Below are 13,793 nucleotides of genomic sequence, written 5' to 3' on the forward strand. Positions count from 1 at the left end.
CGGAGTCCGAGAAAACGGGCGCGGATTCACAGCCGATTCTCAGCTCGTCCCAGCTCACGAGTGGTCGCGCCGGTAGATCACCGGATCCGGAATCATGGCCGCGCCCGCCGTGTGAGCACCCTCACCGGCGGGCCGTGTGCGCAGACACCCTACTCCGGCGGGCGGTAGGTGACGTCCCTGCCCACCGCTTCGTCGATCTGCTCGGGGGTCAGCAGGCCGATCGTGTGCGAGACGGCGGCCCCGGCGGCGGCCGTGCGGATGGCCAGCGCGGCGGCCGCCACGTCGTCGGGGACATCGCCGATGACGAACAGGTCGTCCTCGCCGAAGGCGAAGTAGCAGGCCTCCACCTGCCCACCGACACTCTCGACCATCTCGGTGATCGCCGCGCGGCGCGCGCTGCCGCCCTGCGCGAGCAGGCCGTGGGCGCCGTCCTGGAGATAGCTGACCCGCCACAGGTACTTCGGCATAAGCTTCCGACCTCCTCCGCTGAGACGATCCGGCCAGCACGAGCCTAGGGCCGCGCCATCGCCGGGCGTGTGGGCCGACGCCGCACTGATGCGCCACTGCAACAGCGGCGATACCCGATTTCGTGGCCCGCCCGGAAAAAACTTCGCCCGCGGCGATGAGTTCTCCGACGGCGCTCCGTCCTATCTGTTGACCGCGCTACCCCACCGAGCGCGCCCGACCCGAAGGACACGACATGACCGCCACCACCGCCTCCGCGACCCCCACCACCACCTACCGTCCGGGCAAGATCCGCAACCGCGTCCTGTGGACGGCGCAGGTCGTGCTGGGCCTGTTCTTCATCATCGCCTCGGGCGGCCCGAAGCTCGTCATCCCGCAGACCCTGATGGACAACGCCCCGGCGAACCTGACCATCCCGATGGGCCTGCTCGTCTTCATCGGCGTCGTGGAGGTGGCCGGTGGCATCGGCCTGATGGTGCCGCGGCTGACCGCCCTGGCCGCGGCGGGCCTGTCGGTGCTCACCGTGCTCGCCGCCGCGACCCAGGCCTTCATCGCCGACAAGCCGTCCATGGCGATCTTCCCGCTGGTCCTGGCCGCGATCTTCGCCTGGATCGCCTACGAGCGCCGCGCAAGCATCGCCGCGCTCACCCGATGAGCGCATCCGCGCCCCGCTGACGATCACCGGACCCCGCGTCCGGTGATCGTCGGCGTGTTTCCACAGAACAGGATCACCGCAGGTGGGCGGTGATCCTGTTCTGTGCTCTGATGGAGGGGAGGGCCCGCCACCCACTCGGGAGGTGACACCGGTGACCGACAACAAGCCCCGCACCGACGATTCGTTCCGGCACGCCGTCCGCTACGGCCTCGCCGTCCTCGCGACCGCCGCGCTGATCTGCCTGATCACCACGATCTGGGCAGCCAACCGCGACGCCTGCGCCGCCGCCGAAACCCGGCTGTGCGACGACGCCGCCAAAACCGCCGTCCTCTTCGCCCCCGCCCTGATCCTGCTCCTCGGCGGCCTGGGCGCCTTCGTCCAGACCTTCCGCCGCTTCCGCGCCGACCTCCCCTGGCGCACCTGGCAGGGCGCGGGCTGGTTCCTCCTCGTCCTCATGACCGCCTACCTGGCCATCGGCGCCGCCTCCCTCCCGACCTGACGGTCCGATCCCCGCCGACCGCCACCACGGGCCCGGCGCCGACCGCCCGCACGACGCCACGCGCACCGTGATATACGTTGTCGCGCACCATCGTCCGGACACCCGCGCTCTCGCGCGCCGGGACGGGCGAGTTCGGTGGCGGTACCGGATGACAGCTCGTACATCGTATGTTCGCAGGTCGTGATTTCTGGAGTGCCCACCGGAAGGAGATCCCTGGATGCCGAGTGACCGTTTGTGTCGCTTTGCCCGGATCGACCGTGAAACACCCTATGCCGCTTTCGATCTCGACGCGGTCGAGGACGCCTACGACGACTACCTGACCGCACTGGATGGCCGCGGCCGGGTGCAGTTCGCGGTGAAGGCGCGACCGGAGCCGCGGCTGCTGGCGGCGCTGGTGCGGCGCGGGGCGTCGCTGGATGTCGCCTCGACCGCCGAGATACGGCTCGCGCTGCAGGCGGGTTGCCCGCCGGAACGCCTGTCGCACAGCAATATCGTGCGCGACGAGGCCGAGATCGCCGCGGCCGCCGAGCTGGGTGTGCGGCTGTTCACCGCCGACTCGGCGGCGGAGATCACCCGGCTGGACCGTGCGGCGCCCGGTGTGTCGGTGCTGCTGCGGCTGGCCTGCGCGCCGGGCGGGGCGCAGCTGCCGATGAGTTCCCGCTTCGGCTGCGGCGCCGACGAGGCGGTGGCGCTGGCCGACCTGGCGGAGACGGTGGGGCTGCGGGTGGCGGGACTGACCTGGCAGGTGGGCAGCCAGCAGACCGATCCGGCCCGCTGGCGCTCGGCGATCGCGCACGCCGCCCGGGTGTGGATGATTTTGCGCGCGAAGGGTTTCCGTGGCCTGCGCATCCTGAATGTCGGCGGCGGTATGCCCGCGTCGTATCGACTTCCGGTGCCGTCGATCCGGGAGTGCGCCACCGTGATTCGCGCCGCGATCGGCGAGCATTTCGGCACCGAGGACCTGGATGTGGTGGTCGAGCCCGGCCGGAGCCTGGTCGCCGAGGCCGGTATCACGGTCACGCGGGTCAAGGCGGTCCTCGACCGCGGCGAGCGCGCGCATCTCGTCCTCGACGCCGGGATCTGGAACGCGGGACTGACCGAATGCCTGGTGAGCGGGCTCGAATTCCCGGTCCACACCCTCGATCACCCGGCCGGGGCGCCGACCCGTCCGGTCGTGCTGTGCGGCCCGTCCTGCGACCCGCTCGACGAACTCCGCGCCGAGAACCCCTACCACCTGCCGGTGGCGCTGGCCCCCGGCGACCGGCTCCTGATCGGCTCGACCGGCGCCTACTGCGCCACCATGGCGACCACCGATTTCTGCGGCTACCCGCCCGTCCCCCAGCACACGCTGACCGCCCGGCTCACGGAGGCCTCCCGATGACCCGCACGCTCCCACCGGAATTCACCACCGTCGAAGGCATTCCGGAGGATCGCTACCGGGAGTGGCTGAACTGCTGGCTCACCGCCCTGGCCGAACCGCTCGGCGCCGACCCGGCCGTCTTCGAGTTCTACCGGCGCACCTTCCCGGCGGCGCGCGGCCTGGCCGTCACCGATGCCGAGGGCTTCGCCGCGACGAACATGTCCCTGGACGCCGACCTGGTGCTGCCGGGCGGGGCGACCGTGCCCGTGGCCATCGGCACGGCCGGATCCTGCCATCCGACCCAGACCCGGCGCGGCCTGATGACCCACCTGCTGGAGCGGATCTACGAGCGTGCCGTCGAGGAAGGCCGCGCCGCCTGCGCCGACTGGCCCTCGGAATGGCCGATCTACCGGCGCTTCGGGCACGGTCCCGCCGCCTGGTGCGACGGGATGAGCATCGACCTCCGTCGCGCGGGCCTGCGCGAGGAGGTACCCGGCGCAGATCTGCGGCTGCGCCGGGTCACCGGCGGCGAGGCCCGCGCGGCGGCGCGCACCGTGTTCACGAACAAGTACCGGTCGACACCCGGCGAACTCGTTCCGCCGGAAGGGTTCTGGGAACGGCTGGCCACCGACCCCGCCTCACCGGTCCTGGACGCGTTGTGCACGCTGGGCGATCCCAGCGGCGGGGCCAGGCAGTGCGCGGTGCTCGACGGACGCGGTTTCGTCTCCTATCGGGTGGCGCCGGGCTGGACCGCCGACAAGGCCCCCGACGGCGTGCTGCACGTGGTCGACTTCCTGGCCGCCGATGCCGAGGCGGCGGGCGCGCTGTGGCGGTTCCTGTTCGCGATCGACATGGTCGGCGAGATCCGGGTCCCGCGCCTGCCGGTCGACGATCCGCTGCGCTGGTGGGTGACCGACGCCCGGTGGCTGCGCACCCACCGGCGCGACGCGCTGTGGCTGCGGCTGCTCGACGTTCCCGCCGTCCTGTCCGCCCGGACCTGGGCGGCCGACGGCACGCTGACCGTGCGCGTCCACGACACCCGCGGCTGGGCGGCGGGCACCTATCACCTCGAGGTCGACAAGGGCGTCGGCACCTGCCACCGCACCACCACCGAGCCCGACCTCGAACTCGACGTGGCGACACTGGGTTCGATCGTGCTCGGCGGCACCCCGGCGTCCGGATACCTGCGCGCCGGGCAGATCCGGGCCGCCGACCCCCGGCACGTGTGGCGCTGGGACGCCATGGCCACGCCGGAACGCGCGCCGTTCCTGACCTACGTGCTGTGACCCCCGCCGTGACGACTACCCAGAAGGTGACATCGTGCTGATCACCAAGTCCGGCCGATACAGCCACGGACTCCTCACCCGGATCGCCGACCGCGCCGCCGGGGAGCTCGAGGCGGCGGGGATCGGCCCCGGTGACCCGGTGGTGGTCTGTCTGCCCAACGACGTGCGCTGGGTCGCCGTGTATCTGGCGCTGCGGCGGATCGGGGCGGTGGGTGTGCCGCTCCATGCCGGGTCGGCGGTCGAGGAGATCGCCCACGTCCTCGGCGATTCCGGGGCGCGGCTCGCCCTGGTCCCGGGCGCGGTCGCCGCCGCCCTCACCGGCCGCTTCCCCGATCGCCTGGTGTGGCCGGACGGGTATGCCACCGGGGCCAGGATCGCGCGCGGCCCCGCGTCGCCCGGTCCCACCGGCGTCGCGACGATCGCCTACACGTCCGGGACCACGGGCCGACCCAAAGGCGTGCTGCAATCGGCCGAGGCCGTCGCCGCCGGTGGGCAGCACCTCACCCACCGAATGGGCTGGGACACGGGCGATGTCGTGATATCGGCCCTCCCGCTGGCGCATTCGTACGGCACCAATGTGCTCAACGCGGTACTGGCCGCCGAGGCGACGCTGGTGGTACTCCCCCGTTTCGACGAACCCGGACTGTTCGAGGCCGTCACCCGCACGCACGCCACGGCCGTCACCGGCGTGCCGACCATGTTCCGGCGGCTGCTCGCCCACCCGGACGCCGAGCTGCTCGCCGGGCTGCGGTGCGCGCTGTCGGCGGGGCAGAGCGCGGGCGCGGAGCTGGCGCGCGACTGGGAGGCGAGCGTCGGCGGTGCGTTCGCGGAGGGCTGGGGCATGACCGAGCTCGCCGGGTTCGCGGCCCTGGCGGCACCGGATCTGCCGGACCGGCACGGCACCGTGGGGACCGCCGTCCCCGGGATCCGGCTGCGGGTGCGCACCGACGAACTCCAGGTCGCGGGGATCCCGGTCACCGCGGGCTATCTCGGCTCCGCCGCGGGCTGTGTGGACACCGACGGCTGGCTGCGCACCGGCGATCTCGGCAGCATCGACGCGACCGGCCGGGTCCGGATCCACGGCCGCGCCAAGGACGTCGTGCTCAGCGGCGGATTCACCATCCACCCGGCCGAGGTCGAACGAATCCTGGCCCGGCATCCCGCGATTCGCGATGTCGCCGTCGCCGGGCTCCCCGACCCCGTGCTCGGCGAGGTCACCTGCGCGTGGATCGTGCCCCGCTCCGCGACCCCACCCGACCTCGACCGGATCGTCGAGTTCTGCCGCCCGCACCTGGCCACCTACAAACTGCCCCGGCGCCTGGTGGTGCTGCCCGCACTCCCGCGCACCGGCACCGGGAAGGTGGTGCGGCGGGACCTGCCCGCACCGGACCTGGCGGGAACCTCCGCATGACCGACGTGCTGGTCGCGGGCGGCGGCCCGGTGGGACTCACCGTGGCCCTGCTGTGCGCGGCCAGGAAACTGTCGGTCACGGTGCTCGAGGCCGAGCCGGAGAGCTCGGTGCGCGAGGGCAGCCGGGCGATCTTCCTGCACGGCGCGTCCCTGCGCACCCTGGCCACCGCGGATCCCGCACTGGCGCACCGGGTCTCGAACAGCGGCGTCACCTGGGACGGCAAACACACACTGTGGGCGGGCCGGACGGTGTTCCGCCGCGCGTACCCGGTACGCCCGGACCGCCCGCGGCCCTTCACCAGCCTCTCCCAGCGCGATCTGGAGACCGAACTGCGCCTGGCCTGCCGCACCGCGGGCGTCCGCCTCGTCTGGGAGACACCGGTCCGGCAGGTGTGCGTGCGGGCCGACGAGGTCGAGGTCGGCAGCGGACACCGCGGCCGGTTCCTGATCGGCGCGGACGGCGCCCGGTCCACCGTCCGCACCGCGATCGGCACCCGGCTGTCGGGAACCCGCTCGGACGCCTCGTTCCTCGTGGTCGATGTCGCCGACGATCCCCGGCGGCCGCCGCGGGGCTGCGAGCGCGTCTTCCACTACCGCCACCCCGCCGTCGGGCACCGCCATGTGCTGGCCGCGCCGTTCCGGGGTGGCCTGCGGATCGACCTGCAATGCCGTCCCACCGACGACATCGCGTCCCTGACCGCCGACCCGGCCGCCTGGATCGGCCCGCTGCTGCCCGGCGACCGGCCGTGCGAGATCACCTGGACCTCGCACTACCGGTTCCGGCAGGCCGTCGCCGACACCTTCGTCGACGCCGGGCACCGCGTCCTGCTCGTCGGCGAGGCGGCGCACCTGTTCGCCCCGTTCGGCGCGCGCGGCCTCAACTCCGGGATCGCCGACGCGCTCGCCGCCGCCGACGCGGTCGCCGACAGCCTCGCGGACCGGGCCACCCGCGCCGACGCGCTCACCGCCTATGACACCGCCCGGCGCGGCGCGGCCGTGCGCAACCGCCTGGCGACCGGACAGGCCCTGCACCACCTCCTCGCCACCGACCGGCTCACCCGCACCCGGCAGCGCGCCGCCGCGCTCGCCGCCCCGCACTGGGCCCCGGCCGGGGCATGGCTCGACCGCATCCCCTACGGCCCCCGCGACGCCGGAATCCCCGGCGGTCCGTACTGACAGGAGCTCCGCTGTGCCCCTGCTCACCGACCCGGAGGCCCCGATCCTGCTCACCGCGTTCGCCGATCCCACCACCCGCTCGCTGCTGGCCAACGACGGCACCACGACCTCGATCCTGGAGGCCGTACTCCGCGCACCGGTGACCGTGGAGGTCCGTCACCAGGCCCTACGGCGGGCCGACGATCTCGGCCCCGCGCTCACCCGCGACCTCGAGCTCACCGGCACCGAGCCCGTCCTGCTGCGCGACTCGGTCCTGTTCGGCCCGGGGCGGCAACCGGCGTCGGTCAACCGCGCCGTCATCGTCGCCACGCCCGACAACCCGCTCTATCCCCTCTGCGAGGACCGCCGCCGCCCGCTCGGACCCGCGCTGCTCTCGGCCGGGATCCCCCACAGCCGCCGTCTGCTGTCCACCGGCCACTACCCCTGGCCCCTGGACACCGGTACGCCCGCCGCCGGGAAGCGCTATCTGATCCGCACCGAAGGCCGCCCCCGGCTGCACCTCACCGAGATCTACAACCCGGCCCTGTTCCCCGCCGACCTCACCTGAGTCCGGCCTCCCCGTTCGTTCCCCGTCGACAACCGTGAAAGGAACGCTTCGTGATCAACTCCCGCACCATCCGCTCGGCCCGCCTGCCCGCCGCGCTGGCCACCTGTTCGCTCGCCGCGGCCGCGGCCACCGCGACCCTGTCGCCGATGGCCACGGCCCAGCCCGCCGCCGACCCCACCGCCCAGGCGGTCTGCGTCGCGCAGACCACCCTCACCCCCGGTTTCCTCGGCCTGGGCCTGACCGCCCGCGACACCATCACCTGCACCGACGCCGCGGGCAGCCCACTGATCTCCGGCCACTCCGAACTGACCATCGAGGGCTCCGCCTGCGGTGACGCGACCACCACCAGCACCACCTACTGGGACGACGGCACCCGCACCGTCACCGAGACCACCGGCACGATCTCCGCCGACGACCGGACCTACGCCGCGACCGGCACGGTCACCGCCGACAGCACCCGCTTCGCCGGCGCCGAGGTCACCGTCGTGGGCACCGGCGTGGAACCGAGCTGCGAGAACCCGCTCCAGCCCGCCGCGGCGGCCTACCTCGTGACCTTCCACAAGTAGCAGACCGGGGTGGCGGGAAGGCCGGGCCCGCCACCCGCTCACTCGACGACGTAACGCAGCATCATCGCCGTCGCGAACTGCCGCGTCTGCACCAGACGCAGCGGGATACGCCCGTCCAGCGGCGGGAACATCGGCGTGCCGCCGCCCAGGATCGTGGGCACCACGAACACCTGGAATTCGTCGATGAGCCCGTACGGCATCAGCGAGGCCGCCAGACCCGCGCCACCGACCTCCAGCACACCGTCCCCGTCGGCCTTGAGCCTGCGCACCTCCTCGACCGCGTTCTCGCTGACGAGTGTGCTGTTCCAATGCACCTCGGACAGCGTGCGGGAGAAGACGACTTTCGGCTTGCCGGTCCACAGCTCGGCGAACTCGCGCTGGATGGGCGGCGCGTCGGCGGGCACGTGCGGCCAGTGATCGGCCATCAGCTCGTACAGGCGCCTGCCGTGCAGCGAGATCTCGATCTCGCGGTATCGGTCGTTGTGGAACTGGTGTAGTTCGTCGTCGGGGTCAGTCCAGTCGATCCTGCCGTCGCGGTCGTTGATGTACCCGTCCAGGGACATCCCGATTCCGTAGCTCAGTGTGCGCATGACCGTGCGGACCTCCTCGACTCGGTTATCGACCGGGCGACTCCGGCGGTGCGGAATCGCCCTCGGGGTTCTGTTCACCGGGCCCGACCCGGCGCGGCATCACCCGCGGCCGGGTGCGCCCTGGCACCGCGTCGGCACCGGCCCGGCGGCGCCGCGAGGCGCCGAGGTCGATGACATTGCCATCGGCGGGGGCCGGGGCGGGCCACGGACTCGTTTCGGCTTCCAGCTCGGCGCGGGTCACCGGCCGGGTGGGCGGCGGATCACCGACCTCGGGCCTGCCGCGCCGCGGCCGCCGGGGCAACCGCACGACGTTCGACATCGCACGGTCCTCGGCGGCCTTGGCCTCTTCCCACTTGCGGCGCAGCCGCTCGACCGCGTCGAAGCGGCCCTCGTCCGGCTCGCGGGCGAATCTCGATCCGGTTTCCTGATCCGACATCGCACTAACCGCGAACAGGGGTCGCGACACCCGTCGATCTCATCGCTGCCGCCACCCCGGATGTCCTCTCAGGTTTCCGATACACCCTTCACATTCTGCACCAAGCCCCGATCAGCCGACATACACCGGCAGCTCGCGGTGGCCGTTGGAGATGAAGCCGATCACCGGCGCCACCTCGGCGGGGTCGACCGCGAAGCGCAGGTCGGGGAACCGTTCGAACAGCGCGGGCAGGGCGATGGAGGCCTCGAGCCGGGCCAGCGGGGCCCCGATGCAGTGGTGGGCGCCGTGGCCGAAGGCGACATGGTCCTTCTTGAGCCGCGTCACGTCGAAGGTGGCGGCGGTGCTGCCGTGCAGGCCCGGGTCGCGGCCCGCCGCGGCGTAGGAGGCCAGGATGGCCTCGCCCTTGGCGATGCGCAGCCCGTCGATCTCGATGTCCTCGACGGCGTAGCGCAGCGGCAGGTGGGCCACCGGCGACTCGTAGCGCAGGGTCTCCTCGATCACGTCGTCCCAGGTCGCCTCGCCCGCGCGGACCGCGGCGAGCTGCTCGGGGTGGGTGAGCAGGTTGAAGATGGCCTGGTCCAGCAGGTTGACGGTGGTCTCGTGCCCGGCGTTGATGACCAGCATCAGCGTGTCGATCATCTCCTTCTCGGTCAGGCGCTCGCCGTCCTCGTCGTGGGTGGAGATCAGCACGCTGGTCACGTCGTCGCCCGGCTGCTCGCGGCGCAGTGCCACCAGCTCGCCGATCAGGCCGTACATCTCCAGGTAGTTGGCCTGCGCGGCCTCCGGGGTGATCTCGGTGTCGAAGAAGCGGGCCACGCAGGTGCGCAGGGCCGGATCCATCTCCTCGGGCACGCCGAGCAGTTCACAGATCACCTGGATCGGCACCGGGTAGGCGAACCGCTCGCGCAGGTCGACGCTCTCACCGGCCGGGGACTTCGCGATGCCGTCGAGCAGCGTGGTCACCAGCTCGTCGATGCGCGGGCGCAGCGCGGCCGTGCGGCGGTGGGTGAACGCGGGCGAGACCAGCTTGCGCAGCCTGCGGTGATCGGCACCGTAGGCGGTGAACATGTTGTCCACGGCCACCCACGCGAACAGCGGCCAGTCCGCGCCGACCTCGCCGTTGGCGAACGAACCCCAGTGCTGGGCGGCGTCTTTGGACACGCGGGGGTCGGCGAGCAGGCTCTTCAGCAGTTCGGCGTCGGTCACCGACCACGCGGGCACACCCATCAGCTCGACCAGGGTCACCGGTCCGCGCTCGCGGATGCGCTCGTTCTCGCCCTGAATATCGATCCCGGTCAGATCCAGCGCCAGAGGTTGAAGGCTCACAGTAGTTCTCCTACATCACATTCAATGGCGGGCTCGCCGGGAAGACCACCGGCAGCGCTGCCAACGCCCGGTGGAAAGGTCCAGGGCGCCAAGACAGTTCATCCGCTCCCACCGCCAAGCGCAACTCCGGGAGCGCATCCAGGAGCTGATCGACAGCTTCCTGGGCGACCAGGGTGGCCACCGATTTGGCCGGGCAGGCGTGCGGGCCGCTGCTCCAGGCCAGGTGCGAGCGGTTGCCGGTGCGTTCGCCGCCGATCGCGGGATCGTTGTTGCAGGCGGCGAAGCTGATCATGACCGGCTGGTTCGCGGGCAGCCACACATCGCCGACCGGAATCGGGTGGCGCGGATAGGAGATGGCGAAGTTGGCCATCGGCGGATCGTTGAACAGCACCTCGTCGAGCGCGTCGCGGGTGGACAGGCTGCCACCGATCACGTCGCCGGCGAAGCGGTCGTCGGTGAGGATCAGCCGCAGGGCGTTGATGATGAGGTTCTGCTGCGGTTCGATCCCCGCGCCGTAGATGCTGATGATGTTGTACAGCATCTCGGTGTCGTCGAGTCCGGCGTCGTGCTGGAGCAGCCGGGTCACCATGTCGTCGCCGGGTTCGCGCCGCTTGAGCTCGATCAGGTCCATCAGGGCCTCGCTGAGCATGGTCATGCCCTGCACGGCGCCGTCGTCGACCGAGTCGAAGAGCATGGCCATGCCGGTGGCCACTCGCTGCCCGATATCGCCCGGGCAGCCCAGCATATGGTTGAGCCCGGCGAAGACCAGCGGGAAGGCGTACTGCGAGACCAGGTCCGCCTGCCCGCTCTCGCAGAAGGTGTTGATCAGCGGGATGGCCTCGCGCTCGACCACGGCGTGCAGCCCGTGCAGATCGACGCCGCCGATCGCGCCCACATTGGCCCCCCGGTACCGCGCGTGCGCGACGCCGGTGTTGCGCAACACGTTCGGATACCACATCATCATCGGCTTGACCGGGCAGTCGTCGGGAACGGTGACCTCCCACGCCCGGGGATCGGCCGGGAAGTTCTCCGGATCGTTGAGGATCCGCACGGCCTCGTAGTACCCGATCACCAGCGTCGCTGGCACGCCCGGCGCCAGCTCGACCGGCGCGAAAGGCCCGTAGGCGCGCCGTAGTTCGCGATAGCTCCCGTGCGGGTCGGCGGCGAATTCCTCGGAGTACATCGGGAACCACGGCCCCGGCACCACCGCGGACGGACCGGTTTCCCAGGGAGCGGCAGCGGGCGGGCTGGGCAGGCGCAAGCTGTCCACGAAGGTGACTCCTGACGAGAGCGTGAAGCACGAACTGCCTCACACACTACGACGGCCGCTCCCGCCGCCCACCACGGCCCCGAGGGGAAATGCGTTGGCCCAGGACGGAATTCCGCTCACCGGGATCACACCCTGGACCACCGGCATCAGGGAACAATCGCGTACCCGGGAACGCCGAGGGGCCGATGCACAGGTGGGTGGGTGGCGCGGTCTGCGGTCCGCACCACCCGACCCGCCGACGACTGTACCAACTGGATTGCGCGGCAAGCGATTTCACCTTCGTCCACGCAGGCGAGCACGCGCACCTGCGATGACGGTGACGATCAGGACGGTCATCACCTGGAGCGCGGTGAGGGGTGGCGCGGGGGGCGACTGGACGGGCGCGGCGGTCGCGACCGGGGGTGGCGGCAACGGCGGGATCTCCGCCGGAATCGTGGGGATCACCTCGGGCAGCGGCCCCGGAGCGGGGACCGCCACCGGCTCCGCCGCGGTGGGCGGAATGTTCAGCGGGATGCCGAGCTCCGGCAGACTCGGGACCGGCAGCAACAGCAGGCAGGTCAGCGCCGCGCTGCCTGCCGCGGCGCTGCCGACCGCCACACTGCCCGCACCGGCGGAACCCGAGCCGATGATGCCGCTGGAACCGACGCCGATCAGGCTCGAGCCGAAGCCGCTACCGGTGACGATGCCGGAGCCCAGTGCGGCGCTCCCCACCGCCGCACTGCCGACACAGGCGGGAAGGAGGAGATCGGTGTCGGGAAACAGCAGACCGCCCAGCGTGCCCGGGACGGCGATCGACGCTGGTTCCGGCGCGGGATCCGAGGCGATCGCGCCGGGCGCGTCGATCCCAGGAGGAGTGTCCGGGCCGAGGCCGAGGGACTGCCCGGCCGCCGGATTCGGGACATTCCCCGCCGAGCTGCCACTCGGCACCGCGGCCCGGCCCGGTGTACCCGCGCTGCCGGTGCCGAGCCCCAGTTCCAGCCCGGCGGACTGTCCGTCGCCCGGGGCGGCCGCGGTCCCCGGAGCCGCACTGCCGCTGATGATCTGGTCGATTGTCGGCACTCCCGGGTCGGCCACGCCGTGCGGTGCGGGTACCGCGAGTGACACCGCGCTCGCCGCCACCGCCACGAATCCTTGTGCCGCTCTGCGTTTCCCGCTCACCGCGCCTCCGAATGCCCGGTAGGGATCACTGCCCGGCCCGGTCAACGCGGGATACTGTCGTCGCTGGACGACGGGTCCGCGGCAAGGTCCTCGAAGCGCGCGAGCGCGAGCTCGTAGGCGTCCTTGGCGACGTGGTTTCCGGCGGCGAACGGCTGATCCAAGTGGTAGACGGCCACCATGACCGCGCCGATCACCAGCCCGAACAGCGCGGTCATGAGGATGCTGCGTCTGGTGACCACGACACCGGAGAAGACGGTGCCGAACATCAGCATCGCGGTGGCGAACCACAGGGCGAGGTAGAGGAAGCCGGGGAGCCGGTACCCGGCGTCCAGGCCGCGGTCGAAGCGCGCGTCGGCGATGCCCGCGACGGCAGTGGCCGTCTCGTCCCGGTTCGCCTTCGCCTCGACGGTCGCGGCGGGCACGGCATCCACGGCTTCCTGCAGTTCGTCCAATGTCGCCTGGGTGGCTGGGCTCAGTCGGCGGTGTTCGTCCATGACCTGCCACTCCTCGTCGACCACCTGCCGGGTGTAGGCGGTCACCAGGGCCCGGATCTTCTCGCGATCCGCCTCGGGCAGGTCGCTCGTCGACTCGTACACGCTCACCAGGGCTTTGCCCTCCGACACCGTGTGCGCGTGCGCGGTGTCGTACTGCTGCCACAGGATCACCACCACGAACGCCACGATGGCCGCGAAGAACATGTTGACCATGTCCAGCATCATCGAGCCCGCGCCCGAATCGTCGTCGTGGCGCCATGATTCGGGCCGCACCCGGTCCCCCAGCACGAAGATGCCCACCGCGGCACCCACGAACAGCGCCAGCACCCCCAGCTGCAACAGCATTCCTGACATCCGCGACTCCGTTCCTGCCGGGGTGGAAGCGATCACAGGGTATTCGCGGCACCCGGCCGGATGGATTGCGCCCGAATTCCTTCCACCCCAAGGAGTTACACCCGCCGGGCCGTAGCCGGGCGGGTCAGCGCGTCACCTCCCGGACGGACTTTCCTGGTCGGCGGATGGGCGGTGCGTGGGGCTCAGTAGCGGTAGTGCTCA

Annotated in this window: 15 protein-coding genes; 8 read left to right on the plus strand and 7 right to left on the minus strand. The window is 71.7% G+C overall.

Annotated features, from left to right (window positions below; translation table 11 throughout):
- Positions 1–149 precede the first annotated feature (149 nt).
- Positions 150–467, minus strand: a complete 318-nt coding sequence (locus WA675_RS06650) for a GYD domain-containing protein (protein WP_336082793.1) — start codon at positions 465–467, stop codon at positions 150–152.
- Positions 468–700: 233 nt separating this feature from the next.
- Between WA675_RS06650 and WA675_RS06655 the strand changes: the two genes are divergently transcribed.
- The 8 genes from WA675_RS06655 to WA675_RS06690 all read left to right on the plus strand — a co-directional run bounded on the left by WA675_RS06655 (position 701) and on the right by WA675_RS06690 (position 7,964).
- A complete protein-coding gene (locus WA675_RS06655; RefSeq protein ID WP_336082795.1) occupies positions 701–1,120 on the plus strand; it encodes a DoxX family protein in 420 nt (139 codons plus the stop codon).
- A gap of 151 nt (positions 1,121–1,271) precedes the next feature.
- Positions 1,272–1,619, plus strand: coding sequence for a hypothetical protein (locus tag WA675_RS06660; RefSeq protein ID WP_336082796.1), 348 nt, complete (start codon positions 1,272–1,274; stop codon positions 1,617–1,619).
- A 217-nt stretch (positions 1,620–1,836) separates the two neighbouring features.
- Positions 1,837–3,000 carry an ornithine decarboxylase gene (locus tag WA675_RS06665; RefSeq protein ID WP_336082798.1) on the plus strand — a complete coding sequence of 388 codons (1,164 nt, stop codon included), beginning with the start codon at positions 1,837–1,839 and terminating at the stop codon, positions 2,998–3,000.
- The gene (locus WA675_RS06670; protein WP_336082800.1) at positions 2,997–4,265 is read left to right on the plus strand and encodes a GNAT family N-acetyltransferase; all 1,269 of its coding nucleotides are present in this window, start codon (positions 2,997–2,999) and stop codon (positions 4,263–4,265) included. The genes WA675_RS06665 and WA675_RS06670 overlap by 4 nt, the downstream gene beginning before the upstream one ends.
- A gap of 31 nt (positions 4,266–4,296) precedes the next feature.
- A complete protein-coding gene (locus WA675_RS06675; protein WP_336082853.1) occupies positions 4,297–5,676 on the plus strand; it encodes a class I adenylate-forming enzyme family protein in 1,380 nt (459 codons plus the stop codon).
- The gene (locus tag WA675_RS06680) at positions 5,673–6,851 is read left to right on the plus strand and encodes an FAD-dependent monooxygenase (protein ID WP_336082801.1); all 1,179 of its coding nucleotides are present in this window, start codon (positions 5,673–5,675) and stop codon (positions 6,849–6,851) included. Before WA675_RS06675 ends, WA675_RS06680 begins: the two co-directional genes overlap by 4 nt.
- A gap of 13 nt (positions 6,852–6,864) precedes the next feature.
- Entirely contained in the window at positions 6,865–7,398 is a 534-nt protein-coding gene (locus tag WA675_RS06685) for a chorismate--pyruvate lyase family protein (protein ID WP_336082802.1), read from the plus strand.
- Positions 7,399–7,448: 50 nt separating this feature from the next.
- Positions 7,449–7,964 carry a hypothetical protein gene (locus WA675_RS06690; RefSeq protein WP_336082804.1) on the plus strand — a complete coding sequence of 172 codons (516 nt, stop codon included), beginning with the start codon at positions 7,449–7,451 and terminating at the stop codon, positions 7,962–7,964.
- A gap of 38 nt (positions 7,965–8,002) precedes the next feature.
- Here the strand turns inward: WA675_RS06690 and WA675_RS06695 are convergent, their stop codons facing one another.
- The 6 genes from WA675_RS06695 to WA675_RS06720 all read right to left on the minus strand — a co-directional run bounded on the left by WA675_RS06695 (position 8,003) and on the right by WA675_RS06720 (position 13,592).
- The gene (locus tag WA675_RS06695) at positions 8,003–8,554 is read right to left on the minus strand and encodes a dihydrofolate reductase family protein (RefSeq protein WP_336082806.1); all 552 of its coding nucleotides are present in this window, start codon (positions 8,552–8,554) and stop codon (positions 8,003–8,005) included.
- A 25-nt stretch (positions 8,555–8,579) separates the two neighbouring features.
- Complete coding sequence (locus WA675_RS06700; RefSeq protein ID WP_336082808.1) at positions 8,580–8,990, minus strand: hypothetical protein; 411 nt, start codon at positions 8,988–8,990, stop codon at positions 8,580–8,582.
- 111 nt (positions 8,991–9,101) lie between these two features.
- Positions 9,102–10,316, minus strand: a complete 1,215-nt coding sequence (locus WA675_RS06705) for a cytochrome P450 family protein (protein WP_336082810.1) — start codon at positions 10,314–10,316, stop codon at positions 9,102–9,104.
- 10 nt (positions 10,317–10,326) lie between these two features.
- The gene (locus WA675_RS06710; protein WP_442945565.1) at positions 10,327–11,499 is read right to left on the minus strand and encodes a cytochrome P450; all 1,173 of its coding nucleotides are present in this window, start codon (positions 11,497–11,499) and stop codon (positions 10,327–10,329) included.
- Positions 11,500–11,859: 360 nt separating this feature from the next.
- Positions 11,860–12,705 (minus strand): hypothetical protein, encoded by an 846-nt coding sequence (locus WA675_RS06715; RefSeq protein WP_336082814.1) that lies wholly within the window; start codon positions 12,703–12,705, stop codon positions 11,860–11,862.
- An 80-nt stretch (positions 12,706–12,785) separates the two neighbouring features.
- Positions 12,786–13,592 (minus strand): bestrophin-like domain, encoded by an 807-nt coding sequence (locus WA675_RS06720; protein ID WP_336082815.1) that lies wholly within the window; start codon positions 13,590–13,592, stop codon positions 12,786–12,788.
- Between the last annotated feature and the right edge of the window lie 201 nt (positions 13,593–13,793).

This window comes from Nocardia sp. SSK8 (genome assembly GCF_037034205.1).
Taxonomy (GTDB): Bacteria; Actinomycetota; Actinomycetes; order Mycobacteriales; family Mycobacteriaceae; genus Nocardia.

What these genes read in the sequence shown, in the direction of transcription:
- WA675_RS06650 (WP_336082793.1), bottom strand. Translation starts at nt 467, where the DNA reads ATGCCGAAGTACCTGTGGCGGGTCAGCTATCTCCAGGACGGCGCCCAC.
- WA675_RS06655 (WP_336082795.1), top strand. Translation starts at nt 701, where the DNA reads ATGACCGCCACCACCGCCTCCGCGACCCCCACCACCACCTACCGTCCG.
- WA675_RS06665 (WP_336082798.1), top strand. Translation starts at nt 1,837, where the DNA reads ATGCCGAGTGACCGTTTGTGTCGCTTTGCCCGGATCGACCGTGAAACA.
- WA675_RS06670 (WP_336082800.1), top strand. Translation starts at nt 2,997, where the DNA reads ATGACCCGCACGCTCCCACCGGAATTCACCACCGTCGAAGGCATTCCG.
- WA675_RS06680 (WP_336082801.1), top strand. Translation starts at nt 5,673, where the DNA reads ATGACCGACGTGCTGGTCGCGGGCGGCGGCCCGGTGGGACTCACCGTG.
- WA675_RS06695 (WP_336082806.1), bottom strand. Translation starts at nt 8,554, where the DNA reads ATGCGCACACTGAGCTACGGAATCGGGATGTCCCTGGACGGGTACATC.
- WA675_RS06700 (WP_336082808.1), bottom strand. Translation starts at nt 8,990, where the DNA reads ATGTCGGATCAGGAAACCGGATCGAGATTCGCCCGCGAGCCGGACGAG.
- WA675_RS06710 (WP_442945565.1), bottom strand. Translation starts at nt 11,499, where the DNA reads ATGTACTCCGAGGAATTCGCCGCCGACCCGCACGGGAGCTATCGCGAA.
- WA675_RS06720 (WP_336082815.1), bottom strand. Translation starts at nt 13,592, where the DNA reads ATGTCAGGAATGCTGTTGCAGCTGGGGGTGCTGGCGCTGTTCGTGGGT.